At 46.7% G+C, this 26,210-nt stretch carries 25 protein-coding genes and 2 pseudogenes; 5 read left to right on the forward strand and 22 right to left on the reverse strand.

Translation table 11 applies throughout. From position 1 onward, the window contains the following. Positions 1 to 96 precede the first annotated feature (96 nt). From AADZ70_RS14190 to AADZ70_RS14210, 5 genes are all read right to left on the reverse strand, one after another. On the reverse strand, positions 97 to 1,161 hold the full coding sequence (locus AADZ70_RS14190; protein ID WP_342007233.1) for a pectate lyase: 1,065 nt from the start codon (positions 1,159 to 1,161) through the stop codon (positions 97 to 99). 143 nt (positions 1,162 to 1,304) lie between these two features. Beyond that, complete coding sequence (locus tag AADZ70_RS14195; RefSeq protein ID WP_047476025.1) at positions 1,305 to 2,216, reverse strand: DMT family transporter; 912 nt, start codon at positions 2,214 to 2,216, stop codon at positions 1,305 to 1,307. Positions 2,217 to 2,363: 147 nt separating this feature from the next. Then, complete coding sequence (locus tag AADZ70_RS14200; protein WP_016937450.1) at positions 2,364 to 2,810, reverse strand: universal stress protein; 447 nt, start codon at positions 2,808 to 2,810, stop codon at positions 2,364 to 2,366. Positions 2,811 to 2,891: 81 nt separating this feature from the next. Then, on the reverse strand, positions 2,892 to 4,289 hold the full coding sequence (locus AADZ70_RS14205; RefSeq protein ID WP_342007234.1) for a 6-phospho-beta-glucosidase: 1,398 nt from the start codon (positions 4,287 to 4,289) through the stop codon (positions 2,892 to 2,894). 18 nt (positions 4,290 to 4,307) lie between these two features. Then, complete coding sequence (locus AADZ70_RS14210; protein WP_342007235.1) at positions 4,308 to 6,116, reverse strand: beta-glucoside-specific PTS transporter subunit IIABC; 1,809 nt, start codon at positions 6,114 to 6,116, stop codon at positions 4,308 to 4,310. A 442-nt stretch (positions 6,117 to 6,558) separates the two neighbouring features. Between AADZ70_RS14210 and AADZ70_RS14215 the strand changes: the two genes are divergently transcribed. Next, entirely contained in the window at positions 6,559 to 9,690 is a 3,132-nt protein-coding gene (locus tag AADZ70_RS14215; protein WP_342007236.1) for a DUF3427 domain-containing protein, read from the forward strand. Here the strand turns inward: AADZ70_RS14215 and AADZ70_RS14220 are convergent. Together AADZ70_RS14220 and AADZ70_RS14225 are read right to left on the reverse strand one after the other, a co-directional pair. Next, positions 9,679 to 10,068 (reverse strand): (deoxy)nucleoside triphosphate pyrophosphohydrolase, encoded by a 390-nt coding sequence (locus AADZ70_RS14220; protein WP_264819397.1) that lies wholly within the window; start codon positions 10,066 to 10,068, stop codon positions 9,679 to 9,681. The two genes, AADZ70_RS14215 and AADZ70_RS14220, sit on opposite strands and share 12 nt — an antisense overlap. A 182-nt stretch (positions 10,069 to 10,250) precedes the next feature. Continuing rightward, positions 10,251 to 10,581: pseudogene (locus tag AADZ70_RS14225) on the reverse strand (glycoside hydrolase family 43 C-terminal domain-containing protein); the annotation flags it as partial. Here AADZ70_RS14225 and AADZ70_RS14230 point away from each other — a divergent pair. Then, a pseudogene (locus AADZ70_RS14230) lies at positions 10,571 to 10,714 on the forward strand (amino acid permease); the annotation flags it as partial. The pseudogenes AADZ70_RS14225 and AADZ70_RS14230 sit on opposite strands and share 11 nt — an antisense overlap. A gap of 73 nt (positions 10,715 to 10,787) precedes the next feature. Here AADZ70_RS14230 and AADZ70_RS14235 read toward each other — a convergent pair. From AADZ70_RS14235 to AADZ70_RS14265, 7 genes are all read right to left on the reverse strand, one after another. Continuing rightward, complete coding sequence (locus AADZ70_RS14235; protein ID WP_016937442.1) at positions 10,788 to 12,089, reverse strand: pyrimidine-nucleoside phosphorylase; 1,302 nt, start codon at positions 12,087 to 12,089, stop codon at positions 10,788 to 10,790. Between the two features lie 27 nt (positions 12,090 to 12,116). Next, complete coding sequence (locus AADZ70_RS14240) at positions 12,117 to 13,298, reverse strand: NupC/NupG family nucleoside CNT transporter (RefSeq protein ID WP_342007237.1); 1,182 nt, start codon at positions 13,296 to 13,298, stop codon at positions 12,117 to 12,119. A gap of 92 nt (positions 13,299 to 13,390) precedes the next feature. Continuing rightward, positions 13,391 to 14,059 (reverse strand): deoxyribose-phosphate aldolase, encoded by a 669-nt coding sequence (deoC, locus tag AADZ70_RS14245; protein ID WP_016937441.1) that lies wholly within the window; start codon positions 14,057 to 14,059, stop codon positions 13,391 to 13,393. 90 nt (positions 14,060 to 14,149) lie between these two features. Beyond that, on the reverse strand, positions 14,150 to 15,091 hold the full coding sequence (locus AADZ70_RS14250) for a sugar-binding transcriptional regulator (RefSeq protein ID WP_060963897.1): 942 nt from the start codon (positions 15,089 to 15,091) through the stop codon (positions 14,150 to 14,152). 70 nt (positions 15,092 to 15,161) lie between these two features. Continuing rightward, a complete protein-coding gene (gene yidA / locus AADZ70_RS14255) occupies positions 15,162 to 15,974 on the reverse strand; it encodes a sugar-phosphatase (RefSeq protein ID WP_016937439.1) in 813 nt (270 codons plus the stop codon). A 68-nt stretch (positions 15,975 to 16,042) separates the two neighbouring features. Continuing rightward, a complete protein-coding gene (locus AADZ70_RS14260) occupies positions 16,043 to 16,567 on the reverse strand; it encodes a hypothetical protein (RefSeq protein ID WP_342007238.1) in 525 nt (174 codons plus the stop codon). Then, a complete protein-coding gene (locus AADZ70_RS14265; RefSeq protein ID WP_045925567.1) occupies positions 16,557 to 16,976 on the reverse strand; it encodes a DUF3255 family protein in 420 nt (139 codons plus the stop codon). Before AADZ70_RS14265 ends, AADZ70_RS14260 begins: the two co-directional genes overlap by 11 nt. Positions 16,977 to 17,087: 111 nt before the next feature. Between AADZ70_RS14265 and AADZ70_RS14270 the strand changes: the two genes are divergently transcribed. Beyond that, positions 17,088 to 17,468 (forward strand): hypothetical protein, encoded by a 381-nt coding sequence (locus AADZ70_RS14270; RefSeq protein WP_016937436.1) that lies wholly within the window; start codon positions 17,088 to 17,090, stop codon positions 17,466 to 17,468. Positions 17,469 to 17,629: 161 nt separating this feature from the next. After that, on the forward strand, positions 17,630 to 17,992 hold the full coding sequence (locus AADZ70_RS14275) for a hypothetical protein (RefSeq protein ID WP_016937435.1): 363 nt from the start codon (positions 17,630 to 17,632) through the stop codon (positions 17,990 to 17,992). Between the two features lie 51 nt (positions 17,993 to 18,043). Here AADZ70_RS14275 and AADZ70_RS14280 read toward each other — a convergent pair whose 3' ends face one another. Then, a complete protein-coding gene (locus AADZ70_RS14280; protein ID WP_045925570.1) occupies positions 18,044 to 18,436 on the reverse strand; it encodes a hypothetical protein in 393 nt (130 codons plus the stop codon). Positions 18,437 to 18,564: 128 nt separating this feature from the next. On the opposite strand from AADZ70_RS14280, the gene AADZ70_RS14285 reads away from it, so the two are divergent. Next, positions 18,565 to 19,527 (forward strand): iron-hydroxamate ABC transporter substrate-binding protein, encoded by a 963-nt coding sequence (locus tag AADZ70_RS14285; RefSeq protein WP_342007239.1) that lies wholly within the window; start codon positions 18,565 to 18,567, stop codon positions 19,525 to 19,527. A 39-nt stretch (positions 19,528 to 19,566) separates the two neighbouring features. On the opposite strand, the gene AADZ70_RS14290 is transcribed toward AADZ70_RS14285, so the two are convergent. The 7 genes from AADZ70_RS14290 to iolI all read right to left on the reverse strand — a co-directional run bounded on the left by AADZ70_RS14290 (position 19,567) and on the right by iolI (position 26,177). Further along, positions 19,567 to 19,914, reverse strand: coding sequence for a YxeA family protein (locus AADZ70_RS14290; protein ID WP_016937432.1), 348 nt, complete (start codon positions 19,912 to 19,914; stop codon positions 19,567 to 19,569). 13 nt (positions 19,915 to 19,927) lie between these two features. Further along, positions 19,928 to 21,796 (reverse strand): ABC transporter permease YxdM, encoded by a 1,869-nt coding sequence (yxdM, locus tag AADZ70_RS14295; RefSeq protein WP_342007240.1) that lies wholly within the window; start codon positions 21,794 to 21,796, stop codon positions 19,928 to 19,930. Beyond that, positions 21,771 to 22,544: an ABC transporter ATP-binding protein YxdL gene (gene yxdL / locus AADZ70_RS14300; protein ID WP_049627676.1), complete on the reverse strand. Its 774-nt coding sequence runs from the start codon at positions 22,542 to 22,544 to the stop codon at positions 21,771 to 21,773. The genes yxdM and yxdL overlap by 26 nt, the downstream gene beginning before the upstream one ends. A 144-nt stretch (positions 22,545 to 22,688) precedes the next feature. After that, on the reverse strand, positions 22,689 to 23,666 hold the full coding sequence (yxdK, locus tag AADZ70_RS14305) for a two-component system sensor histidine kinase YxdK (RefSeq protein WP_095241101.1): 978 nt from the start codon (positions 23,664 to 23,666) through the stop codon (positions 22,689 to 22,691). Further along, the gene (yxdJ, locus tag AADZ70_RS14310) at positions 23,663 to 24,352 is read right to left on the reverse strand and encodes a two-component system response regulator YxdJ (RefSeq protein ID WP_047477471.1); all 690 of its coding nucleotides are present in this window, start codon (positions 24,350 to 24,352) and stop codon (positions 23,663 to 23,665) included. The genes yxdK and yxdJ overlap by 4 nt, the downstream gene beginning before the upstream one ends. A gap of 107 nt (positions 24,353 to 24,459) precedes the next feature. After that, entirely contained in the window at positions 24,460 to 25,332 is an 873-nt protein-coding gene (iolJ, locus tag AADZ70_RS14315) for a 6-phospho-5-dehydro-2-deoxy-D-gluconate aldolase (RefSeq protein ID WP_049627678.1), read from the reverse strand. A gap of 2 nt (positions 25,333 to 25,334) precedes the next feature. Next, positions 25,335 to 26,177 carry a 2-keto-myo-inositol isomerase gene (gene iolI / locus AADZ70_RS14320; protein WP_064779174.1) on the reverse strand — a complete coding sequence of 281 codons (843 nt, stop codon included), beginning with the start codon at positions 26,175 to 26,177 and terminating at the stop codon, positions 25,335 to 25,337. Positions 26,178 to 26,210 lie beyond the last annotated feature (33 nt).

The following is a 26,210-nucleotide window of genomic DNA, read 5'->3' on the forward strand; positions in this document are numbered from 1 at the left end:
ATATTTTCCTAGGTATTTAAGGTTATTTTAAGGATGATAGGAATTTATGACCTTTGACCCATATAAAAAAACCGCCTGCTAGGGCGGTTTTTCGTATTATGGATAGCGGAGATTTGTATTTTGTGCTCCCGCGTAGGATTGGGCGAAGTTTTTGGCATCCTGCGCTGAAAGCGTGCCGTAGCTGTAATTTGATCTCGGATTCCAGCCGGTGCGCGGTGATTTCGGGGCTATGAGCGACGGGAATGAACCGATGTCGGTAAATTGGGCCGTCCCGTAGTCGTCTATCATTCCGCCTTTTTCATTTCCGTTGCCGAAGTAGTTGGCTTCTGAGAAGACAGTCGCGTTTGTGTGAATGGTGAACCCTAAATTGAAATTGGTTACATAGTTGTTTTTCGCGTGAAAATAGCCGTATCTCATCAGGCCCGGTGAACGGACATAGACGTTATTAAAATAGTTGTTGGTGATCGTCATGTGCGGATAGCCGATATAATTGCGTCCTTCGTTATCATCATTCGGATAACCGAGAATCAGGCCGTAAAGATGATCGGAGAATTTAGAATTAGACAGCGTTACAAAATCCGCTTTGGCGCCGACATACAGAAGCTTTCCCAAATCGCTGTGGCTGTTCGGATTGTAGCTGTGCCCTTCAAACCACACGTGGTCAATCCAGTAATTCTGTCCGTTCGCTATGTACATCGGAATGTCGTTGTTGCCCGTAATGGCTGCACTATGGCTGATAATGAGGTTTTTGAAAATCACATTGTTTGAGCCGGAGCTTGTTGTCAGATAGATGTTGGTCAGCCTGTGGCTGGTATAAGAGCCGACGATGGTTTTATTGGCGCCGACTGTCACAACAGCTTTACCCGGGGAGTAAATATCACTTGTGATGACAATGGTTTTGCGGTCTGTCCCGCCCGCATTGTTTTTCAAATCATTGAGATTGCTGACGTAGACGACGGGGCCGCCCTGGCCTCCCGATACGGCGTATTTTGCTTTTCCGTTATGATCCTTCGCATTTCCCGCAAACCCGGTAAGTCCCTGCATCACATCCGGATACGCCGCTGCCGCTTCTGCCTGCTTGGATGCGGAACATATGATGGCCAGACAAAGCGCAAATCCGAGTGCAGCTAAAAAAGCGAGATGACGCGTCTTCTTGATCATGCCCTTCACTCCTTTAATCTCTTAAATTGTAAGCACAAGAAGTATTATACAATTACTATCCTCTTTTTCCATGATCTGTTTGTCTGCTTTTTCATTATGGCTAAAAAGACCCAAAACATAAAAAAAGCAGCCGATAAGGCCGCCTATATTCGGGTGCTGTCTGCCTGAGCTTCCGCAGGCACGGCTTTATGCTTTCGAATCAAGGACAGCGCCATCCCCGCAAAAATCATCACAATCCCCAAAGATTGATAAAGGTCGGGGCGGAATCCCGTAAACACGGTGTCAAGCACGATCGCCACAGCCGGATCAAGAAATACGATGATCGAAATAAACCGAGTGGATAAAAACCGCAAGCTGTCAAAAAAGAGCAAATACACAATTCCCGTGTGAATGATGCCGGTCGATACAATCATGATCCAGTTCACCTGCGACAAATCAGAAAAAGCGCCGAAACGGACGAACGGGAGAAGAATGATGACGCCCAATCCGGTCTGCAAACAGGTGACGGCATATGGGCTGAGGCTGTTGATACCTTTCCCGGCCAGTGTCGTAAAGGCGTAAAAAAGGGCGGCCAGCACGGCCCAAATAATACCCGATCCCATCAGCTGAGAAAATGATGTATTTCCGTTGATGCCGGAAATCAGAGCGGTGCCCAGAAAACAAATCACGATGGAACTGACGGACACAAGATGCAGTTTTTCCCGGTATAGGAGACTCCCGAGGAGAAGAACGAGGACCGGTGCCAGATGATAAACGGAAATCGCTATCGTCACTGATGTTTCCTCAAATGATTTAAATAAAAACACCCAGTTCAGCACGAGAAAAAAACCGCAGGCCAGTGTCTGCAGCACCTCACGCCGGTTCCATTGTTCGGTGCGGTACCGTCCGGAACCAAACCAGCAAACGCCCAGAAACAATGAGGCGCACAGACACCGCACAAAGACCAGTTCAATTGAAGGCACATTCGTATGTTCTGAGAAAAAGCCGATAGATCCGAAAATGACCATGGAAATGACCATTTTGATGACGGCATTTGATGTTTGTTTAGCTTGCATTGATTCGCTTCCCCCATATCATTGACTGTTTATTCAGACAAATACTAACAGCCATTTTACTTGATTCAGAGGAAGATTTCACCCTATTTTTCGAGAGACGGAGGTCTTTTCTCATAAAAAAAGCCCCGCATCAGCAGGGCCGTCTGTTTAATGAACGATCAGTACAGGGCAAGGAGACAATTGTGAGACTTTGTGGCTCACGCTTCCGAGCATCATTTCTTTAAATCCGCTGATTCCGCGGCTTCCGACGACAATCAGATTGAAATGCTGTTCTTTCGCTATGTTTAAAATTTGATGTGCAGGTTCGCCTTGAACGTACAGGCTTTCCGCGTTAACTCCGCTTTCCGCCGCTTTCTGCTTAGCGTCTTCCAGAATAGCTGCTCCTTTTTGCTCGACTTCATGTTTGATGTCTTCAATGAAGTTTTCCGGAACATAGACAATGCCGGTTAAGGCTGTTGTGGAGACAACGGCTTCACGTCCCGCATAGAGAATGGTGAGTTCCGCCTGCTGTTCTTTCGCCAGATGGATCGCTGCATCCAGAGCTTTGCTGCTCATGTCTGAACCGTCTACTGCTGCAAGAATTTTTTTAAACATATGAATCCCGCCTTTCTGCTTTTATTGTCCTCCTCTCTTTGCTGAATGTCAATCTTGCCGGCTTTCTCCTGAACATTATGTTTACAGACTTTCTCCGTTTGTGGCGATGACGTCTTTATACCAATAAAAGCTTTTCTTTTTCTTTCTTTCAAATGTGCCTTTTCCGTCATTGCCGCGGTCGACATAAATATAGCCGTAGCGTTTTTTCATTTCAGCGGTTGAGGCGCTGACGAGGTCAATCGGCCCCCACGACGTGTAGCCGATCAGGTCGACGCCGTCTTCAATCGCCTCTCTTGCTTCTATTAAATGATCACGCAGATAATCGATGCGGTATTCATCCTGAATGCTTCCGTCTTCCTCCGGCTCATCAACCGCGCCGAGCCCGTTTTCGACGATAAAGAGCGGTTTCTGATAACGGTCGTACAGCGTGTTTAAGGTGATGCGCAATCCCTTCGGATCAATCTGCCAGCCCCATTCCGAAGATTTCAGGTACGGGTTTTTCACACCGCCAAGAAGATTCCCCTTAGCTTGTGCCAGATCCTCAGGCGCCGTGCTGGCCGTCATCGACATGTAGTAGCTGAAGCCGATGTAATCCACCGTATGTTCTTTCAGGAGCGCCTCGTCTCCTTCCTTCATCTCGATCGTAATTCCGTTTTCTTTAAAGAAGCGCTTCATGTAGCCCGGATAACTGCCCCTCGCCTGCACATCAGAAAAGAACAGCGTGCTCCGCTCTTTTTGCATTGCCGCATATACATCCTCCGGCTTTGGCGTCATCGGATATGTCGTCGTTGCGGCGATCATGCAGCCGATCTGTGAATCCGGGATGATCTCATGGCCGGCTTTTACCGCCAGCGCGCTCGCCACAAATTGGTGGTGGGCTGCTTGGTACATCGTGTTTTGCTTATTTTCGCCTTCCCGGAATATAAGACCGCCGCCTGTAAACGGAGCGTGGAGAACGACGTTGATTTCATTGAAGGTCATCCAATATTTCACTTTGTCTTTATAACGGGTGAAAACCGTACGGGCGTACCGTTCATAGAAATCGACCGTTTGGCGGTTTCGCCAGCCGCCGTAGTTTTTCACCAAACCGAGCGGCATCTCATAGTGAGAAATCGTGACGACCGGTTCGATCTGATGTTTCCTCAATTCGTCGAAAAGACGATCGTAAAATTGCAGCCCTTCTTCGTTCGGTTCTGTTTCATCGCCGTTCGGAAAAATTCTCGTCCATGCAATGGAGGTGCGGAACGCTTTAAAGCCCATCTCCGCAAACAGGGCGATATCCTCTTGATAGCGGTGATAAAAATCAATCGCGTCGTGATACAGATTCAGCGCATCGTCCGTCTCATGAAACGGAGACATAATGCCGTCCGGGGAGACATCCGCCGTAGAAAGTCCTTTGCCGCCTTCTTTATAAGCGCCTTCAATCTGATTGGCAGCCGTTGCGCCGCCCCATAAAAAACCTTCCGGAAATCTCTTCATGTTTTCTCCACCTCTTTTTCAGGATAACGCCAGAAGCGCTTCGTTCGGTTTGACCATTCCGCGTTTTTTCACGTCTGTAAATAAATATTGATCCGTATTCGTAATGATGACCGGCGTCATCACGTCAAAGCCGGCAGCCTTTATCTCTTCAATATCAAAAGTAATCAGCAGATCTCCCAGCGCGACGGCATCGCCTTCTTTGACGTGCATTTCAAAATGCCTGCCATCCAGCCGTACCGTATCAAGCCCGATATGAATGAGAATTTCGGCTCCCCGGGCACTCGTAATGCCGATGGCGTGCTTTGTTTTAAATACGGCTGTCACCCTGCCTTCTACGGGAGAAACCGCCGCGCCCTCTTCAGGCAGAATCGCAAAACCTTTTCCCATCATTCCACCGGAAAACACGCTGTCGTTCACTTCGCTTAATGCCTTCACTTCTCCTTTAATCGGGCTGTGAATGATTTCTCCGCCAGCCGTCACACCCGGCGTTTCAGATGCTTTGTCCCGTTCAGACTGTACATCTTCAAATCCGATCAGCAGTGCCGCCGCCATACCCGCCGCAAACGAGATAAAAAGCCCGATCAGCGCGTAAAGAAACGTCGGCCCGATGAAGACCGGAATGCTCGGCAGACCCGCGTTTCCGCCGACAATGTAGGAAGCGACACCCGTTACACCGTAAAAAGCTCCACCTGCCGCGCCGCCGATTAAAGCAGCCGCGAACGGTTTTTTCAATCTCATGTTGACGCCGTACATGGCAGGTTCGGTTATGCCCATCAAAGCCGTAATGCTCGTTGTAAACGCAAGTGATTTGAAGGTTTTGTTTTTTGATTTTAAGAAAACCGCAAATGACGCGCCGGCCTGCCCCATGTTCGCCAAAAACATCGCTGGCAGAATGTAATCATGTCCATTTTGAGCGATGTTATTGATCATGATCGGCACAAGCGCATAATGCATCCCCGTCATAATGATGAGCGAAAATGTGCCGGCCAGCAGAATCATTGCGGCAATTCCCGCATGACTGAACAAATAATTGACGCCGACAGACAGATCATTTCCGAGAATCGCGCCGAGCGGGCCGACTGTGATCAGTGTGACAGGCACGACGATCACAAGCGTAAGCATCGGAACGGCAATCAATTTCAAAGAAGAAGGAGTGACTCGGTCGATTCCCTTCTCCACATAGGACATCAGCCAGATCGCCAGCAAAATCGGAATGACTGTCGATGAATACGTGGCAGCGGTTACAGGAAGACCGATAAAGGAGATGCTTTTCCCAGACCCAAGCAAGGCCGTCACAGCAGCCGCCACGTACGGATTACATCTGAATTTCCTCGCCGCGCTTACCGCAAGCAAAATCGGCAGGAAATAAAACGCACCGTCACCGACAGCCGTAAGAATGATGTGAGTCTGGCTCTTCTCCGACATCCAGCCGAATGTCACCGCTAACGCGACAAGTCCTTTTATCATGCCCGCTCCGGCAATGGCCGGCAGAATCGGTGTAAACACGCCGGAAATCACATCAAACACGGCGCTCAGCACATTTTTCTTCTGCTTTGAAGTTTTATTTGCGCTTTCATTGCTGAGCCCGCTGCTCTCCATCAAAGCCTGATACACCTTCGGCACATGATTGCCGATAATGATTTGAAATTGCTCGCCGCTGATATTTGTCCCCATCACGCCTTCCGTCTGTTCCAGCTCGTCCCGATCTGCTTTCGCATTGTCATACAGATTAAAACGAAGCCGCGTCATGCAATGGATGACACTCTGAACATTATCCTCCCCGCCGACAAGTTGTAATATCTCTTTTGATATTTTATGATAGTCCATGAGTATACCTCCTTAAAAATGGGGGAACTGCCGGACGAAAGGTGGCCGCCTTTCTCCGGCTTTTTTTATTATGAAATAAGCATCACCTCCAAAAAAGAGTATAAAAAAAACCTAAACTGCACAGCACACGGAGGTCTTCCCCGGTCTGACGCAATTTAGGTTTTGCCTGCGGTTTGCAGTAACAATCCTAGGTGAATGATATTGGGTTGATATGTATACTTTAGCACTGGATTTATTGGGTGTCAACGCTTACATTTTAACGGATGTACCAATTAAATATAAAGTATTGATCCTCCTTTCCTATATAAGAATATCCCTCCAAACTTACCTCAGCATTATTTTTATAAGCGCTTATCAGGACTTTATTCTCTTCTTTTTCAGTATTACCTATTGGTAAAAGTAGTGATAAAATGGAATTATTGATATAAAAAAGGAGAATATGATGAGAAATCATAGAGGCTTCCATGAGGAAATTCAGCAACAGCAAAAACATTATCCAACACCACATCACATTCAACCAGTTAACCCAAAAGAATATACAGAGGTTTTGACTTTACATACAGCAAAACAACTCAGCGAGACATTTCAAGCACTTGTGGATCAAAATCAGTATGAACAAGCGATTCAACTGAGCGAGAAGATTGCATCTCAGCTGGGACAACATACGAATTTCTCATTACCGCTTTCCACAGTGCTCTACAGCTTAAATGAAATGGAACTTCCTGTTTCAGATGACTTTTCTCTGCATCGTCTGAAACTGCTAGGAAATCATCAAACTCATGATAACTTTTTCAAAGCATTAAAACACGAGATGTTAACGGCAGACCGTGTAGACTTTATGGTTAGTTTTACAAGGTGGTCTGGTGTTCAACTCCTGATTCCTCCTCTTCAGGAGCTTGCTAAAAGACACGTCCCTGTACGCATCATTACATCAACCTATATGGGTATTACAGAGCCAAAGGCATTAAGACATCTTCTTCAATTTGAGAATGTTCAGTTGAGAATTGTAAATGAATATAAAAAATCCTTCCATACGAAGGCATACTTATTTGAACGCTGTTCTGGACAGCATAGTGTCATTGTAGGGTCTTCAAACCTATCGCAAGCTGCCCTTACGACAGGGTATGAGTTAAATGTTAGACTACCCGAAACCAGATATCTCCCTGTTTATCAACAAACAAAAGATTTGTTTGACACGGTTTGGAATGAAAAGACACAGCCTGTTGACGAACAATTTTTACAAGCCTATGAGGAATTCCAAGCAGGAAGCCAAAAAGTAAGTGCTTCCTTTGTTGCTCAAAACTCTCTTTACAAAACGAAAATGTCCCCGAATGCTATGCAAAAAGAAGCATTACGAAACCTTAAAAAAACAAGAAACGAAGGGGAAACAAAAGCCGTCATCATCGCCGCCACTGGCACTGGAAAAACATTTTTAGCAGCATTTGATTTTGAGCAATTTAAACCAAATAAATATCTTTTTCTTGCCCACCGGGAAGAGTTACTTACAAAAGCAATCGAAACATTCCAGAAAGTCACAAATAATCATAAAGACTTTGGTTTATTGACTGGAACAAAAAAAGAAAGAGATAAGCGCTTTTTATTTAGCACTGTACAAACATTACACAAAAAAGAAACTTTGGAATCCTTTTCAACAGATGAATTTGACTACATTGTGATTGATGAATTCCATCATGCTGAAGCATCTACCTATCAAGCTGTATTAAACTACTTTACACCAAAGTTTTTATTAGGTTTAACTGCAACACCAGAGCGTCTTGACGGTAAAGATGTGCTTCAGATTTGTGATCATAATGTAGTTTATGAAATCAGGCTTCGCGACGCTCTAAAGGCAGAGCTACTTGCGCCATTTCACTATTTCGGAATTTCAGATCATACTGTAGATTACGAAAAAGTAAAAGTGAAAAATGGGCTGTACGAAGAGAAATCTCTAGTCAATCATTTAAAAACTCATAAACGAGTAGAATATATCATTAAGATGATCAACATGTATGGATTTCACGGCGAGAAAATGGTTGGCTTAGGATTCTGTACAAACGTCGAACACGCAATATACATGAGTGATGAATTTAACAAATTGGGATTTTATACAACTTACTTAACAGGAAATGATTCTCCTTCAAAAAGACAAGAGATCATTCGACAATTGGAGGACCCGCACCACAGTTTAGAACTTATATTTACAGTAGATATTTTCAACGAAGGAATAGATATTCCAAAACTCAATCTACTATTGTTCCTTAGACCAACAGAATCACCAACGATTTTTATTCAACAATTAGGACGGGGACTAAGAAAAACTGATGACAAAGAGTTTGTAACGATACTGGACTTTATCGGAAACTATCAAAAGTCATTCGTTATTCCACTCGCACTATCTGGACAAACAAGCCAAAAATCGTTTGATAAAGATTCCCTCCGAGTGGCCGTGACACATGAGTTTGCAGATTTACCTGGAGGATCATATGTTGACCTTTCAGCTGTAACGAAGAAAGAAATTTTGAATAAGATCGATCATATTAAACTAAATTCAGATGCCATGCTGAAAACGTTATACAAGCAATTTAAACAAGAGCTAGGACGCTCTCCAGAGTTAATTGATTTTCTATACTCCGAACAGGCACCTGGGCTTACCTTTTTTATAAAGAAATACAAGTCATGGGTACAGACAAAAAAGAAAATGGACGATTTGAACGAATCAGATCAGCTCATTCTCAATCATCCAATGGTTGTAGAAATGGTAGCCAGATTAGAGCAGCAATTACCTATTAAATGGCCCTATGAATGGTTGATTTTGCAATGTGCCTTTCAAGCTAATATCATTACGGTCGAAAAAGTAAAAGAGACATTAGAGCAACAATTTCATATCAAAATCACAACAAATACTCATGATAATCTTATTGAACGGGCAATGGAGCGTTTAGCAAAGCCCGTTCAGAAACAGAATTGGTCATTCGGCTCTTTTAAAGATCATACATTTGAGGTAGCACCTGAAGTGAACCAAATCTTAGAAGATCCTATTTTTGGGGACTATCTCATGGAGCGTGTGCAATTCGGCCTTATGGAGTATCGTAGAATGAATAATATTGAAACCCTGACTTCAAAAGAGATAAAGCTTACAATGTATCAAACCTATACAAGAAATGAACTCATTTATCTTTTTCAGTCAACTGATCAGGAAGGGACTTGGCGAGAGGGTGTACGTAGAGTTAAAAATCACTATTTAATCTTTATCAATTTGAATAAGTCAGAAAAAGTAGAAGATCATTTGCTATATAAAGATTATTTTATTGATCCTAGCCATTTTCACTGGCAAAGTCAAAACCAAACCTCACATGCTTCAAGCGTAGGGCAAAACTTTATTCATCATAAGGAAAAAGGATACCATATTCATTTATTTGTGAGGAAATTCACTGAAATGCACAACATTACTTTACCATTTATTTATTTAGGAGAAGCGGATTACGTATCAAGCCACGGAGACAAGCCAATGAATGTCAAATGGAAGCTCCATCAGCCTGTCCCAGAAAACTTGTATGTGGATTTAACGAATTAAAGCAGAAACTGTCGGAAGATCAGCGGGTGCCCATTCTAGTGATTCAAGTTCATGGATAGGCACCCATCTGAATTCTGCGTGCTCTTTCGCTACCGGCTTCCCTGATACAATCTCCGCTTTTATTGATATTAAATTTACGATGACCTTCTCATATTCATGATGAATATCAGCAATCACATCGCCTGCAACAATTTTACAGTCCAGTTCCTCTTCAATTTCTCGCACAAGTGCTTCCTGTGCATTCTCCCCTTCTTCAAGCTTTCCACCAGGAAACTCCCATAGATTAGGGAGAGACATTTTTGGCGAACGTAGAGCACATAAAATTTCATTGTTTTCATTTTGTATAACTGCGGCGGCTACTTTTATTGTTTTTTTCAAAATTAAACTTCCTTTCGTTTTTTCTTAGATATGTAGTCATATTTTTAGTTTTTTATTTATACTGTTCGGCAAACGATAGAGATTGAATCCATCATAATTCAAATAGTTTATTAAAAGCAATAGAAGGTCATTTTCCTAATTAGCAAGCAAAAAAGCACCCTCCAAATAGAACTGGTGCTGGTTCACTCCACTCCCCAAACAGCCTCGCCGTCACTGCTCAGCACACTGAACGTTACGACTTCCTTCTCACTTGCCTGAGTCCCATTCTTTCAGGAGACGCCGTCATAATTTGTGCCGTTCAGGTTGATTCGGGCTTTGCTGCTGCCGGTTATTGTTCAGGTTCTGGTCATTTCCCCGGAAATGGTGCCGTTGGAGTTAAGCCGGATGGTTTTGGGGGTTTTGATGGCGGCTGTGATGGCTTTTCCGTGTTGGATGAGTTTGCATGTTCCGGCCGCGGCGGCTGCCGATATGTGTATCCGGTTCTCCTGCGCAGCGGTACGGCGCTGCAGCCGGATTTGCCGGCGTCGTGGTGTGGATAAGAATCGCCCTGTCTCAGCTGTTATTTCGAAAGCATGATGTAAAAAACGACGGCCGCCTCACAGAACTGACCTTCCGTACGCCGTTATATCCTCTCGTTCCGATCGCTTTCGTGACATTCATTTGGATAAAACTATGCCATAAAAAAAGGCACATACTGATGGGTATGTGCCTTTTTGTTCTTATTCCGTAATCAGCGTATGAATCAGCTTCGGTGCTTCCGCTTTTTCTGAGATGCGGATGTTGTCATAGACTTTGGCGGTCACGTCGTCAACGTTTTCGCGGTTGGCGTAAAGGGTGACGAGCGGCTCTCCTTTTTCGACTTTGTCACCGACTTTTTTACGGAGCATGATGCCGACGGCAAGGTCGATTTCGTCCTCTTTTGTCGCACGTCCCGCGCCTAACAGCATCGCTGCGACGCCGATTTCGTCAGCGATGATTTCTGAAACGACACCCGCTTCTTTTGCCGGGACGTCAATTTTGTACGCCGCCTGCGGAAGTTTGGACGGTTCGTCAACGACGGAAGCGTCTCCGCCCTGATTGCTCAGGAACTCTTTGAACTTTTCAAGCGCTTTGCCGTTTTTCATGACTTCCTGCAGCTTCGTTCTCGCTTCTTCCAATGTCTCGGCTTTTTTCGCCAATACGACCATTTGGCTGCCGAGCGTGAGGACGAGTTCGTTTAAGTCTTCAGGGCCTTCCCCTCTTAACGTATCAATGGCTTCTTGAACCTCCAGGGCATTCCCGATCGCAAAACCGAGCGGCTGTGACATGTCAGAAATCACGGCCATCGTCTGGCGGCCGACGTTGTTTCCGATGCGGACCATTGCTTTGGCGAGGTTTACGGCGTCTTCATCCGTTTTCATAAACGCGCCGGCGCCCGTTTTGACGTCAAGCACGATCGCATCTGCTCCGGCGGCGATTTTTTTACTCATAATGGAGCTTGCGATCAGCGGGATGGAGTTTACCGTACCCGTTACATCACGCAGCGCATACAGCTTTTTATCGGCAGGCGTCAAGTTGCCGCTTTGTCCGATGACGGCTACTTTGTCACGGTTCACAAGCTTGATGAATTCATCTTTTGACAATTCCACGTGGAAGCCTTCGATCGCTTCCAGTTTATCAATGGTTCCCCCCGTATGGCCGAGGCCGCGTCCGGACATTTTAGCAACGGGAACGCCGAGCGCCGCGACGAGCGGTGCGAGTACGAGAGTCGTCGTATCGCCGACCCCGCCCGTAGAGTGCTTGTCGACCTTGATGCCTTCGATAGCGGAGAGATCAATCGTTTCCCCTGAATTGACCATCGCCATTGTCAGATCGGCGCGCTCCCGATCTGTCATATCCTGAAAGTAAATCGCCATGGCAAGGGCGCTTGCCTGGTAATCAGGGATGCTTCCGTCCGTATATCCTTTTACGAAAAATTGAATTTCTTCTGTTGTCAGTTCTTTTCCGTTTTGTTTTTTTACAATAAGATCTACCATTCTCATGATCTATCACCTGTCCTTCAATTATGTTCAGTGAATCAATCCCACGATCGCCGCTGTCAGGAAGCTGACGAGCGTTGCGCCGTACAGCAGCTTCAGCCCGAACCGCGCGACGACGTTTCCTTGCTTTTCATGCAGTCCTTTCACCGCACCCGTAATGATACCGATAGAGGAGAAATTCGCAAATGAGACAAGGAATACCGATACCACTGCCTGAGTATGCGCGCTAAAATGGAAATCGCCGGATGAGAGCGTCTGCATCGCCACAAATTCATTCGATACCATTTTCGTCGCCATAATGCTTCCCGCGCTCACCGCTTCATTCCACGGGATACCGGTTAAAAACGCAAACGGCGCGAAGACATAGCCGAGCAGCGCCTGGAATGTAATGCCGAAGACCGCGTTAAAAACGCCGTTGACCAGGGCAATGAGTGCGACAAATCCGATCAGCATCGCCGCTACGACAACGGCGACTCTGAATCCATCCATTATATACTCACCGAGCACTTCAAAAAAGGATTGCTTTTCTTCTTCAGGAACGACAATCAAATCCTCTTCTTTGCTGACGGTGTACGGGTTGATGATAGAAGCGATGATAAATCCGCCGAATAAGTTCAGCACAAGCGCCGTCACGACGTATTCCGGCTTCAGCATCATCATGTAAGAACCGACGATCGACATTGAGACCGTCGACATAGCAGATGCGCAAAGCGTGTATAAGCGCTGTTCAGTAAGATAGCCGAGCTGTTTTTTCAAGCTGATAAACACTTCTGATTGCCCTAAAATTGCGGAGGCGACAGCGTTGTAAGATTCGATTTTCCCCATTCCGTTCACCTTGCTTAACGCAAGACCGATATACTTCGTGATGAGGGGGAGGACCTTCCAATGCTGCAGAATTCCGATTAAAGCGGATATAAAGACGATCGGCAGAAGCACGCTCATGAAGAACGTCGTCTGTTTCGCATTCACAAGTCCGCCGAATACAAAGTTAATCCCTTCTGATGCATATTCCAGCAAATAGTTAAACCCTTTTGCAAAACCGCCGACAAGAAAATTCCCGATACCGGTGTTGAGGAGAATATAACCGAGAACCAGCTGCAGTACGAGCATGACGGCGATCGGCCGTATTCTGATTCTTTTTTTGCCATTGCTGGCGAGCCAGGCAAGACCTAAAAACACAATGATACCAATAATTCCGATGAGATACTTCATATGTGTTCTCCTTTTATTTGTATTCGCTTACAATTTTTTATGCATCAACAAAGAAAGAGGATGGCGGAAGCTTTCAGCTTCCGCACTGCTGATTAATAGTCGCTGCTGCCGCTGTCTCCGCCGCTCACGATAGAGACGCCCGCACTTGCGCCGATCCGGCTCGCGCCCGCAGCGATCATGCTGTCAACATCAGCTTTTGTTCTGATGCCGCCTGATGCTTTGACCCCGATGTCCGGTCCGACTGTTTTTCTCATGAGAGCAATGTCTTCAGCCGTTGCCCCGCCTGTCGAAAAACCGGTAGACGTTTTGACGAAATTGGCGCCTGCGGATACCGCCAAACGGCACGCGCGCTCTTTTTCTTCATCTGTCAAAAGACATGTTTCGATGATCACTTTGACGAGCGCTTTTTTATCAGCTGCTTCAACTACCGCGCGGATATCAGCCTCAACAGCCTCATCATCACCGTCTTTTAATGCGCCGATATTGATGACCATGTCAACCTCAGTGGCTCCTTTTGAGATGGCATCCTTCGTTTCAAATGCTTTTGTTTCCGATGTCGTTGCGCCGAGAGGGAATCCGATAACGGTGCAAACGTCAACTCCCGTGCCCTTCAGCTCCTCCGCTGCGAGTTTGACCCAAGTCGGGTTCACACAAACGGATGCGAATTTATACTCTTTTGCTTCTTTTATCAGTTGTAAAATATCTGCTTTTTGTGTATGCGGTTTCAAAGCAGTATGGTCTATTTGACTTGCAATTGACATTGTATGCACTTCCTTTTTCCTAGGATAGGTTTAGAATAACCGAATTTTGAACATATGTAAATTGGTTATTGAAATTATGTTCATGAATTGTCACAATTCTTGAATGAGTTTTTTGGCCGTGTGCTGATCGGTAATCAAAACGTTAGCGTATTTTCCTGTCAGGGCCCCGTGAATGGCCTTGCATTTTCTGCTGCCGCCCGCCACCAGAATCGAACGTTCTTTCATTTTCAAGTCGCTGAGCTCGACTCCGATCGTCCGGCCGTTAATGCTGCTGCTGCAGATCCTGCCTTCCGCGTCAAAAAACCGCGAACAAATATCGCCGACCCCACGCGCTTTCAGCAATTGTTTCTCTTCTTCCCGGAAATAGCCGAGTCTGAAAAGCAGCGCCTCATCCCGGACGGTTCCGACCGTAAACAGCGCGATATTGGCTTGTCTGCCCATTTCAATGATCCGCTTAATATGTCTGTCCCGCTCGACCATCTGTTTCACATCGGCGCTGTCAAATATAACCGGCAGCGGCAAATACCTCGGCATGGTCTGAAATGCTTCGGCGAACAGCTGAATCGTTTCAGACGAATACGTATTGACATTGGAATGACTGATGCCGCCTTTGAGCTGTACGACTTCAACGCTCTTTACCTGCTTCGGCTCCATGCGGCTTGCGATCTGGTACATCGTCGTCCCCCAGCTTACGCCGAGTATATCGCCGTCCTTTACGGTTTTATGCATATAGTCTGCGCCATAACGGCTTAAGTAATGTGTAATGGCCTGGTAATCGTCACTTGGAGAAAAGACGACGTGCGCCTCAAGCAGCCCGTATTTTTCTTCCAGCTTCGCGCCGAGTTCGTCCAGATCCTCAAACGGGTCCATGACGCGAATTTGGACATATCCTTTTTCCTTTGCGTACTGAAGCAGCCTCGAAACGGTGGGGCGTGACAGATTAAGCCGTTCGGCGATCTGCTGCTGGCTGTAATCTGATTGATAATATAGTTTTGCCGCTTCTATGCTGAGCTGCTGTTTTTCACGATCCATATCGCGCCTCCCCTCTCCGCTTATCATATCACCAAAACACGCGGTAAAAAAGCACCCTCTGATGGGGTGCCTATTTTTTCAGCACAAGCTCCTGAATCGCATGCGCTACGCCGTGTTCGTTGTTTGATTTTGTTTCAAAATTTGCAATTTCCCTTACTTCCGGGATGGCATTGGCCATTGCGACACCGCAGCCGGCCCACTGAATCATAGACATATCATTGCCGTTATCGCCGATTGCCATGACGTCTTTTTGTTCAATGCCGAGTTTTTCAGCCAGCAGCTTGACCGCGTTTCCTTTACTGACTTTCGGATGAAGAATCTCATGAAAAAACGGCGCGCTTTTGACCATTGTGTATGTTTCCGTGAATGATTCCGGGATGGAAGCGATCGTTTTCTCCAGCTTGTCCGGATCGTCGATGAACATGACTTTCGGAATCAGAATATCCTTCGGCACCTCATCAATCGTGCGGAAATGAAGCGGCACTTTCGTAATATATGATTCGTAAACCGTGTATTCACTGATATCCCGGTTCGGCGTGTACAGATTAGCTGTGTCAAAGTAATGCATCGGAGTGTCCAGCTGTAAGCTCAGCTCGTAAAGGGACTTCAAATCCTCATAACCTAATGACTGCTCGGCCACGACACCGTTTGTATACGTATTTTGGACGAGGGCGCCGTTATAAGCAATCACAAAGTCGCCTTCCTCCTGTAAGTTCAGCTCTTCCAAATACCGCCGCACGCCGCCGATCGGCCGTCCCGTGCACAGAACGATATTGACCCCTTCCGCTTTAGCGGCATCAAGCGCCCCGCGGACTTCAGCCGTCACTTCATGATGATCGTTTAATAGTGTTCCGTCCATATCTATTGCGATTAACTTGTACATCCTGCATCTCCTTTGTATCCTTTTCGTCTTATGCTTTCATCATATCGTTTTTTCGTTTCAAAGAAAAATTAAACGGACGGATTTCTCCGCCTTCTCTGCTTATACCGGATCTGTCTCCGGATACGGGGCCGTCTTGTCCTCTTATCGGTTTGTTCTGTGCCGTTATCTGTTTTCTGCTTTAAGAGAATCAGTCCCGCCGCAAAGAAAGGGACGGCCGCTATGTCCAGAAGGGCAAGCTTTATTCCCATCGCTGCGGGAAAGTATGCCCATAATGAACGGCTGTTCCGCCTGATCATGATGTAAGAAACGATTTCCAGCAGAATAAACAGGGCGTTCACCCATAGGTAAATGAGCAGCGCCGCAAACAGAAACAGCAGGAGTGTATTCCGCAGCGTGCCGGAAAACAGAAGAGCGCGCATCATATCAAAGAATGAAAAAGACTGCATACTGCCGTTGACGACATTGGGATTATAAATGGTAAAACGCCCGAACTGCTCTACAAGCATAAAAAATAACCATACCAGTGAAAACCATTGAATGATATGTACGATGACACCCGTCAAAACGAGTCTGTCGGCAGCTTTATTTCTCATGTGCATCCTCCCCGCCTGTTTTTATTCTTGTCATTGTTTTTGTTTCTCCGTATATCTTCCAAATGAGCGTATCGTTTTTTCCTCTTTTCAACGTGCTTTTAACGGGGTGCGGACGCCCGAGGTATTCAATCTCGATCGTTCCGTCCGTGTTTTGTGAGATCACCTTGTAAGCATCCGAGGGCATAGGAACCTCGCCGCGGCCTTTAATGACCTGCTTTGTCAGCACGCTGTCTTTCGTAAACGTGACGGTTTCAGATCTGACTCCGTCCATCGGGCCCGGCTTCAGCCCCGCATCCCATGTCCCGTAATAAAAAGGGGTCTCGTCCGCTTTCTTTTGCGAGCAGCCTGTTATCATGACGCATCCGAAAACAAGAACCATCATGATGAAAATCCGTATGTCCCGCAACATGATCACCTTCCTTTGCAGCTTTTTTTACGCCTGTAAGTTAGGCGGATGCCGTGGCACTGTGCGATTGACTACATAGTGTATAAAGACTTCACTAGATAAGGAGAATGATGAATGAACCCATATCAGTACTACACCCCGCCTGCCTATTTCCCTCAGCAGCAGGAATACGAAGTGAACCGCGTTGAGTATGAGCCGTATCAGCAGGAAAGCTATTATGCGCCCTACCAGTCCGAAGAGCGGCAGCCGACAGGTTTAGAACGGAGAGTTGCCCAGCTTGAAAGACAAAATGCCGAGCAAACGAGAGAGCTTACCCGCCTCTCACAAGAAGACCAGCGCCAAAACCGGGAAATCACGCGGATGAATGAGCAGATCAGACGGCTGAGCCAGTCCATTGAAATCCATACCCGCCGCTTAAACCGTTTGAATCAGCGCCTGCGTGCAGTCGAAAACAGACTCAATATCCCTTTTCACGCTACAGAAGGCGGCTTCTGAGAAAAAGGGCCGGAATACAAAGCTCGACAGGCCATTCCCGAGCCTTGTATTCCGCTCTGTACATAACAGGTAAATATTTGAATGCCATTCTTGCATGAATGCCTCACATTTTCTTTCACATGATAAATATGTAAAATCAATCACTCCAGGAGGTTTTCATGATGTACCAAAACCAATACAGCGGAAATCAGCTGCAGCAATGCCGCCAAACCGCACAGCAGCTTATTCAGCAGACACAGCAAAGCAGCCAGCAGTACAAGCAAATGCTCCAGCAGGAACAGCAAAACATTCAAATGCTTCAGCAGATGCTGAACCATGAGCAGCATGCCGTTCATACCATTCAGCAAGCGCTGCAGGGTCATGAAATGGCCATCCAAAAATGTCAGCAAATCGTGAATGTGTGCAACCAGCTGCAGCAGGAAGTAAGCGGACATCTGACTTCACCGATGACAAACGCTAACGTTTCATCATTCCCGCAAACCCAGCATCACACACCGTTCCAGCAGCATTCATACCAGCAATAGCCCGATCACGCAAATGACAAAGCACAAGGATACCGGCTTTGTCATTTGTCTTTATCTCTGTTTTGTCAGGTCAATGCGCTGAGCGGGTTTTCCGCCAAATTTTTCCTCCGCCTCGTGCCTAACCGCTTCATACGCTCTCGCTTCGACGTTTTGTTTAAACACATCAAGCTGTATCAAATAAGCCGCCCGCACCTTCAGCCCGTGGATGATGGCGATGGCCCATAGAGGCAGCACGATATACACGCCGGGTGTGCCCGGCAGCACAAAAGCAATTGCTAAAATAATAAAATAGATAAGTCCGTATTTCAGCCATTTTTTGTTCTTGGCCCGGTAGCCGATATAGAAAAAGGCCAAGAAAGCGGTGAGCGCAAACGGCGCAAAAGTCAGCAGCAGCCACCAGCTGTGCAGCACTTCCCACCAAGTTCCTCTTTTCGTAATCAACATTCATTCCTCCTCCTTTACTACTATAACATGGATAATCAAGAAAGGATTTCTATAAAAACATAGACGGAATAAGGTCTTCCTGCTATATTAATAATGATAATCATTATCACTAAAATAGGGGGATCATGATGAAGAAAAGATCGTGGCTGATCGGCCTGGCATTTCTGCTTGTTTTCGCCTTAAGCGCTTGCAGCGGCGCGAAGGAAAACAGCAGCTCCGCATCAGGCAAAGGAAAGACAGACATGCGTACATATCAATCAACAAAAGGAAAAATTGACATACCCGCACATCCGAAGCGGATCGTCACTGACTTTTATGCGGGTGAGCTGCTGTCCGTTGACGCAAATGTCGTCGGAGCGGGCTCATGGGCTTTCAAAAATCCATTTATCCAAAAACAGCTGAAAAACACCACGGACATCGGCAATCCCGTCAATGTGGAGAAAGTAATGCAGCTGAAGCCTGATTTAATCGTGCTGATGAAGGATGATCAATACGAAAAACTTTCGAAAATCGCGCCGACGATTGTCATTCCTTTTAACACCGCAAAAAATACGAAAGATACGGTCAGCCTGTTCGGCGATATTGCCGGGGCGAAGGATAAAGCCAAAAGCTTTATGGCAGACTTCAACAAAAAAGCCGAAGCCGATCAAAAGCGCCTCAAACGTGTGATCGGCAAAGACGAGACAGTCGGCCTTTATGAAACGACGGATAAAGGCGAGATCTGGATTTTCAATGACAATTCCGGCCGCGGCGGCCAAGCCGTTTATAACGCACTCGGATTGAAAGCGCCGGCCACTATTGAAAAAGACATCATGAAAACGGGCGCCATGAAACAGGTTTCCCAAGAGGTCATCCCTCAATATGCGGCTGATTATATGTTCATCACTGATTACAATCCGAATGGAGAAAGCAAAACATTTGAGCGTCTGAAAGATTCATCCGTTTGGAAAAATCTCGACGCTGTAAAGAACAATCGTGTCTTTATCAACGACTTCAACACCTTCTATCCGTATGACCCGATTGCCGTCAGCAAACAGATGGATATCATCACCGACATGCTGATCAAACGGGCTGAAGAAAATAAAAAATAAGAAAACGGCACAGTCTGACGCTGTGCCGTTTTGTATGATTTACTTTAATTTCGACTGTACGGAGTCCGGCATATCTTTAAACCTGACTTCTTCCCAAGTCTCGACATACTTTCCTTTCGCCTTCACCTTCAAATAGGCATTCTTCCGGAGGTCTTTCCCGGCGAAAAAGGTCACTTCTTCTTTTTTTCCGGATGCGTTGTATCCGTCTAATGTATATTCAGTACCGCCCGGGCTAAGATGTTTGCCATCTCGGTCAATCTGTACATAAACATCTTGCTGGTGAATAAACGGATTAAATCTGTCTGTAACATCGTTATGAAAAAAGAGAAGCCCGCATATGACGGCAGCGGCCGCCAAGACGGCCAGGATTGCCAATGCCTTTTTCATCTTTACACTCCCCTTACTTGTTCAGTTTTTTCAAATAGCTTGACCGCACCGCGAGGAAGAACAGAAGCTGAAAAATGAAAAATCCTCCGATGGTCAGACTGAGCGGCCCCGCTACATCGGAATAACCTTCCACAGCCAATGTTCTCAAGGCAAACAGCGTATGCATGACGGCAATGACAAATGGAAAGAAGAAGAGAATCGCCAATTGTATCGTCACGCTTTGTGACATTTCACGCTCACTCAGACCGATTTTGGCCAGTGAACGATAGCGCTCCCGGTCGTCATCTAAATCGGTGAACAGCCTGAAATATAAGAAACTTGCTGCCGCGACAAAGAAGACAATCGCGATAAACAGGCCGATGAATAAACTCAAGCTCGGCAGCTGCACCGTATCATAGTAGGTGCCCGCTTTTGCCATAAAATCAGAATGCACGTCAATATAGTTGCCGTAAATCTCATTTTTCAAGGATTGGCTGATCCCAAGACTGTCTTTCCAATGATCGTAGCTGTAGCCGTATAATGACGCTTTATCACCAAGTGATTTCAGCCGATCAAAGGTTTGATCGTTCACCGCGATGATGGCATTGAGTGAAATCAGCGGTTTTTTGACTTCTTTTACCGTCAGTTTTTGGTCAGACGGCTTGCCTTTTTGGTTCAGCAGCTTCAGCTGATCCGGCGCTTCGTTTTTGAAATTGCGGTCATACGTGCCCGGGAAATACACGGCCTCACCATGTTTCAGGTCGTTCAGCTTAACATGGAAGTACTTCGCCGCCTCCGATTCGCTGATCATGTAAACAGGCGGAACAGTATCTCCTTCCTGATAGCGGACATAGGAAACATTTATTTTGTCTTTCTTATACGTAAAGCCGTGTGTTTTCAGTTCATGGTCAATATCTTTCAAATGAGTCTGTTCTTTTGGGTTATTGCTGAAAGATACATACTCCATCTCATAGGCGGACTCTTCCGCCCCGACGGTCGATTTGTACATCGCGAGCACGCCCGTCGCCGTAAAGGCTACCGCGGAAATAATGCTGACGATAAAGAACAGGCGGGCGTTGTCTTTTAAACGATAAACAAGATCAGAAACCCAAATGACATTTTTCCCGCGCAAATAAAAGGTTTTCCACTTCTTCAGCGCGCGCAGAATCCAGATGCTGCTTTGGCTGAAAAAGAAATACGTGCCAATGACGGTAAGCAGTAAAATGATAAACGGTTCAGTCCCGTGGACATTGCCTTTCAGAACCATGCCGTACCCGCCGCACAGGCAGGCGATGCCGAATAAGGACAGAAGCACGGACGGCTTCGGCTCCGGCTTGATCTTGTCAGTGCCCTTTATTAATTTGATCACCGTATTTGATCTGACAAAAAGGATCGTGAACTGCGATAAAAGGAAAAATAAGAGCAGAAATCCGCCGGCCGTCATGCCGAGCGCTTTCCAAGGCATATACAGAGGCAGCGCGTCCATTTCTAAAATATAAGCGCCGACCGTAAAGAACGTTTTCGAAAAAATGAAGCCTCCGATAATCCCGGCTGCGATCGACATGACGCCGATGATCATGTTTTCCGCCGTAATGAGCTTTCTCAGCTGCCCCGGCGTGATGCCCTGCATCAGCAGGATGCCGAATTCTTTATTTCTCGATTTCAAAAAGGCATTAACCGAATACAGAACAAATAAGAAAGAAAAAACAAAGATCATCCATTCCGCTGCGGTTAATCCTTTTCTGGCGATGTTATTCAGGTAGCCTTCCTTTAATGCCGGATGAAACAGGAACATCGCAAAGGTAAAGAAAGTCAACACGGAAAAGGCGCTGCTCAAGAAGAATGCAAGATAGGCCCTTTTGTTTCTCGTGACGTTTTTATAAGCGAACTGAAGAAAGGTCATTTGCGTTTCCCCCCAGCATAGACAGCACATCAAGAATTTGTTCATAAAAGACTTGGCGGTTTTCCCCGCGGTAAATCTCATTAAACAGTTCGCCGTCTTTTATAAAGATGACGCGGCGGCAGTAGCTTGCCGCAACCGGATCATGGGTCACCATCAAAGCCGTAACATGATCATCCTGGTTCAGGCTCTGCATCGTTTCCATGACGTCTTTTGACGCTTTGGAATCAAGATTTCCCGTCGGTTCATCGGCGAGAATGAGTGACGGCTTATGAATGACCGCTCTTGCGATGGCGGCCCGCTGGCGCTGTCCGCCGGATACTTCAAACGTCCGTTTGTTGAGCAGGTCTTCGATTCCGAGCTTTTTCGCGATGCCATGCAGTTTTTCTTCCATGACAGACGGCGCTTCTTTTTCAAGCGTTAACGGCAGCATGATATTTTCACCGATCGTCAGCGTGTCCAGAAGGTTGAAATCCTGGAACACAAATCCGAGCTGCTTGCGGCGGAAATGGGCGAGCTTTGTCCGCTTCAGCCGGTGCGGATTTTCTCCGTGAATCAGGATATCGCCTGAATCCGGACGGTCAATCGTTGAAATGATATTCAAAAGCGTTGTCTTTCCGGAGCCGGACGGTCCCATCACCGCCGTGAACCCGCCTTCTTCTATTGAAAATGAAATTTGTTTTAAGGCTTGATAGGATACTTGTCCTTTATAGGTTTTATTTATCTGTTTGACTTCAAGCATATACGCCATGAGAATCCTCCTTATGGTTTTATTCTTGTTGATCAGGGCTGCTTTCATGTAGTGCCGGGGCGTTCAGCATAAAAAATCCCCTTGACATGAATCCATGTTATCAAGGGGAAACAGAACGAGCTATGTTGTTTTCTTAACGCAGTCTTACATTTTTGTAAGAAATGAAAATCGAACCGATGTCCCTTCACCGGGGGACGAACTGATGTCCGCCGTATGATTGAGCTTGCCCGTAATTTCTTTGACGAGATGAAGGCCGATTCCCGTAGACTCTTGGAAACGCCGCCCGTTTTCGCCGGTGAAATAAGGATCAAACACCCGCTTGATGTCCTGCGAGGGAATGCCGACACCGTAATCTTTGACTTCAAGCACCGTCCTGTCTTCATCGCGGAAGACATTCAGCTCCAGTCTGTCACTCTTGCCTGCCGAATACTTGACCGCATTTGTGACCACTTGGCCGATCGCAAATTTGAGCCATTTGGCATCGGTGTAAATCTGATGATCATCGCGAATGTCTATTTTCGGATAGACGCGGTATTGAATAAAAAACCGTTTATAGCTTTGAATGACCGATTGGAGCAGCTCTGATAAGGAAACCGCTTCGACTTTAAAATCCCGCTCAAACAGGTCGAGCCGTGATGAATATAGGAGCGTCTCCAGCCCGAATTCAATCTGCCGGACCTCTTTTTTGATTTGTTCAAAGACGGGCTCATCCTCTTCCTGAATGATTAAATTAATGACCGACAGCGGCGTCTTTACTTGGTGCACCCATTGATTCATATACGTCACCCGCGCGTCGAGCTTGGCTTCGGTCTCATGGAGCTTCTGGTGCTGCAGCCGGATCAGCTCCATTTGCTTTTCGTACAGCTCTGAACAAAACACTGAAGAACCGAGATACGGGATGTCCGTCCCTTCCTGGTCCGAGCTGAGCCAATGATACACGCCGCGGTCTTTGTACCAGCGATAGGCCAGGTACCCTGCCAAAATAAGAAGCTGCACGCCCAATATGTAAAACAGGTGAGAAAAAGAATGAAGACCCGCAAACCAGTAATAAAAGAAGACAAACAGCCCTTGAAGGAGAAAAAGCAGAATCAGCACGGCATGGGAACGGAGAAACAGCTTCATGACAGCGCCCTCAGCTGGTAGCCTTCGCCCCGCACCGACTCAATGGAAACAGGCGCATTCAGCTCCCGCAGTTTTTTTCTGAGCCGCGTGATATACACATTAAGTGTATTGTCATCGACGAAAATGTCGGTGTCCCACGTTTTTTCCATGAGCCGGTCTCTCCCCGTCACCTTTTCTCCCCGCTCCAGCAGCACCTCCAAAAGCTTGCTTTCTTTTTTAGAAAGCTCGCTTTTTTCGTCCTGAAAGCGCAGTTCAAACCGTTCGACAAAGAGCTGCACACCGGCATATTCAACCACTTTCTCTCCCTGCTTGGCGGCGTACTCTCCGTATGCCCTGCGGATCTGGCTTTTGATTTTCGCGAGCACAATATCGTAGGAAAACGGTTTTTCGATATAATCGTCTCCGCCGTTTTCAATCGCCATCACCTGATCCATTTCCCCGCTTCTGGCTGAGATGAAAATGATCGGGCTTGTGGAATGCTGGCGGATCTGCCGGCACCAATAATAGCCGTCATAGGACGGCAGGTTGATATCAAGCAGCACCACATCAGGCTTTTCCCGCAAAAAAACATCAAGAACAGCTGTAAAATCATCGGCGGCCACGGTTTGATAGCCGTATTTTTCAAGGTAATTCCGCAATAGTCCGCGAATGTCTTCACTGTCTTCTACTATCATGATTTTATTCAAACTGAACCACTCCCGTTTTTACGCTGTTGCCATCATCATAATCGTTTCGGGCGTACGGACGCAACACCGCACAAAAAAACCGCCATTCCGGCGGTTGGTGGTTTCATTCAGCCGACCTGCTGTTTAGCGGCTTTTCCGGCTGATCCGAACGCTCTCATTTTGCTTCGCACCGTCTCTTCTACAGCTTCAATGCCGGGTATCATGTAGCCGCGCGGCTCATACAGATCGCTGGTTTTCTGAAACATGCGGCGTGTTTCGTCTGTCCAGGCGACCATACATTCCGTGTTGATATTGATTTTCGCGTGGCCGAGCGTGATGGCTTTTTGGATCTGATCCTGCGGAATTCCGGATGCCCCGTGAAGAACGAGAGGAATATCAGTCATGCGGGAGATCGCTTCCATCTCCTTAAATCCGAGGTTCGGCTCACCCTGATATTTGCCGTGTACAGAGCCGAGGGCGGCGGCCAGCGCGTCGATGCTGGTTTCTTTGACAATCCGCTCACATTCCGTGATATCGGCATAGCGGACACCGCCGACCAGACCGTCTTCCATGCCGCCGACCGTGCCGACTTCGGCTTCTACTGACACGCCGTGCTTTGCGGCATAATCGGTGACTTCTTTTGTCATCGCGATGTTCTCGTCAATCGGCTGATGGGAGCCGTCAATCATCACTGAGCTGAATCCGGCGTCAATGGCCTGTCTGCAGCGTTCCGCACTGCTTCCGTGATCAAGATGAAGCACGACGGGAACGGTAATCGCCATTTCCTCCATTAACGCGCTGACCATGGCGGCAATCGTTTTAAAGCCGCCTAAATAATCGACCAGACGATCGGAAGCCGCGGCGATGACCGGCGATTGCTCCTTTTGCGCCGCTTGCAGAATCGCCTTCGTCCATTGCAGACCGTTTATATTAAACTGGCCGACTGCATACTGCTCCCGTTTCGCTTCTGCAAGAAGATGTTTCATGGTGACAAAAGCCATGTTCACGCCTCCTTCATGAAGTATTTTGATACGACGGCTTCCGTTGTTTCCTTTGCCGTTTTGATCGTTTCCTCCGCGGTCAGCTTATAATATTCAGGCCTGAACAGTTCTACGGAGACAACATCATTGAATCCGATATCCCTTAACGCTGACAGGTGGGCGTCTAAGTCAATCGCTCCCTTCCCCGGCCAGACGCGGTCTTCATCCGTTAAAAAGCCGATCGGGAAATCTTCTGTATCGTCGATATGATAGATGAAAATTTTCTTTCCGTCCGCCTGCCTCAGGCTTTCAATATTGGAGCCCATCGCGTGGAAATGAAAGCTGTCAAACACAAGCCCGACATTATCGCGGCCGACAGCGTTCACGATGTCATACGCCTGTTCAAATGTATTGACCGTGCATTGCGGGTGGCCGACAAATTCAAGGGCAATGTTTACGCCGTACGGCTCCGCGATGTCCGAAAGCTCAGTCAGAACCTCTATACTGCTCTTTTTGATTTCTTCTTTTAAGATTTTCCGATCTGTCACCAGCGGCACAGCCACCACATATTTCACGCCGAGCGCTCTGCACGTTTCCATCATGCTTTTGAATTCCGAAATGGTCTCCCTATATCCCTGCTCATCACGGTTGTTGAAGAAAACTAGTGCGTTCAGGGCAAGCGGTTTAATGTGATGGGTTTGAAAATATTCCGCCAGATCAGCCAGTGAATGATCTTTTAAGTATTCCGGCAGTTTATCCATTGTGCGGATTTCAATATAATCATAGCCGTGCTTTTCGCACAGCTCTAAATCCTGTTTCAAGTTTGAATTCTCCAGCGTTGTCGCTTCATTAAAGCAAAGTTTCATGTCAGCCTCTCCCATCTGCGTTTAGCTGAGGAG

The organism is Bacillus sp. YBsi01 (assembly GCF_038406745.1).
Lineage (GTDB): Bacteria > Bacillota > Bacilli > Bacillales > Bacillaceae > Bacillus > Bacillus siamensis.

Bases quoted from the DNA above. Each gene is read 5' to 3' on its own strand.
- AADZ70_RS14190 (WP_342007233.1), bottom strand. From the start codon at position 1,161: ATGATCAAGAAGACGCGTCATCTCGCTTTTTTAGCTGCACTCGGATTT.
- AADZ70_RS14195 (WP_047476025.1), bottom strand. From the start codon at position 2,216: ATGCAAGCTAAACAAACATCAAATGCCGTCATCAAAATGGTCATTTCC.
- AADZ70_RS14200 (WP_016937450.1), bottom strand. From the start codon at position 2,810: ATGTTTAAAAAAATTCTTGCAGCAGTAGACGGTTCAGACATGAGCAGC.
- AADZ70_RS14205 (WP_342007234.1), bottom strand. From the start codon at position 4,289: ATGAAGAGATTTCCGGAAGGTTTTTTATGGGGCGGCGCAACGGCTGCC.
- AADZ70_RS14210 (WP_342007235.1), bottom strand. From the start codon at position 6,116: ATGGACTATCATAAAATATCAAAAGAGATATTACAACTTGTCGGCGGG.
- AADZ70_RS14215 (WP_342007236.1), top strand. From the start codon at position 6,559: ATGAGAAATCATAGAGGCTTCCATGAGGAAATTCAGCAACAGCAAAAA.
- AADZ70_RS14235 (WP_016937442.1), bottom strand. From the start codon at position 12,089: ATGAGAATGGTAGATCTTATTGTAAAAAAACAAAACGGAAAAGAACTG.
- AADZ70_RS14240 (WP_342007237.1), bottom strand. From the start codon at position 13,298: ATGAAGTATCTCATCGGAATTATTGGTATCATTGTGTTTTTAGGTCTT.
- deoC (WP_016937441.1), bottom strand. From the start codon at position 14,059: ATGTCAATTGCAAGTCAAATAGACCATACTGCTTTGAAACCGCATACA.
- AADZ70_RS14250 (WP_060963897.1), bottom strand. From the start codon at position 15,091: ATGGATCGTGAAAAACAGCAGCTCAGCATAGAAGCGGCAAAACTATAT.
- yidA (WP_016937439.1), bottom strand. From the start codon at position 15,974: ATGTACAAGTTAATCGCAATAGATATGGACGGAACACTATTAAACGAT.
- AADZ70_RS14260 (WP_342007238.1), bottom strand. From the start codon at position 16,567: ATGAGAAATAAAGCTGCCGACAGACTCGTTTTGACGGGTGTCATCGTA.
- AADZ70_RS14265 (WP_045925567.1), bottom strand. From the start codon at position 16,976: ATGTTGCGGGACATACGGATTTTCATCATGATGGTTCTTGTTTTCGGA.
- AADZ70_RS14270 (WP_016937436.1), top strand. From the start codon at position 17,088: ATGAACCCATATCAGTACTACACCCCGCCTGCCTATTTCCCTCAGCAG.
- AADZ70_RS14275 (WP_016937435.1), top strand. From the start codon at position 17,630: ATGTACCAAAACCAATACAGCGGAAATCAGCTGCAGCAATGCCGCCAA.
- AADZ70_RS14280 (WP_045925570.1), bottom strand. From the start codon at position 18,436: ATGTTGATTACGAAAAGAGGAACTTGGTGGGAAGTGCTGCACAGCTGG.
- AADZ70_RS14285 (WP_342007239.1), top strand. From the start codon at position 18,565: ATGAAGAAAAGATCGTGGCTGATCGGCCTGGCATTTCTGCTTGTTTTC.
- AADZ70_RS14290 (WP_016937432.1), bottom strand. From the start codon at position 19,914: ATGAAAAAGGCATTGGCAATCCTGGCCGTCTTGGCGGCCGCTGCCGTC.
- yxdM (WP_342007240.1), bottom strand. From the start codon at position 21,796: ATGACCTTTCTTCAGTTCGCTTATAAAAACGTCACGAGAAACAAAAGG.
- yxdL (WP_049627676.1), bottom strand. From the start codon at position 22,544: ATGGCGTATATGCTTGAAGTCAAACAGATAAATAAAACCTATAAAGGA.
- yxdK (WP_095241101.1), bottom strand. From the start codon at position 23,666: ATGAAGCTGTTTCTCCGTTCCCATGCCGTGCTGATTCTGCTTTTTCTC.
- iolJ (WP_049627678.1), bottom strand. From the start codon at position 25,332: ATGGCTTTTGTCACCATGAAACATCTTCTTGCAGAAGCGAAACGGGAG.
- iolI (WP_064779174.1), bottom strand. From the start codon at position 26,177: ATGAAACTTTGCTTTAATGAAGCGACAACGCTGGAGAATTCAAACTTG.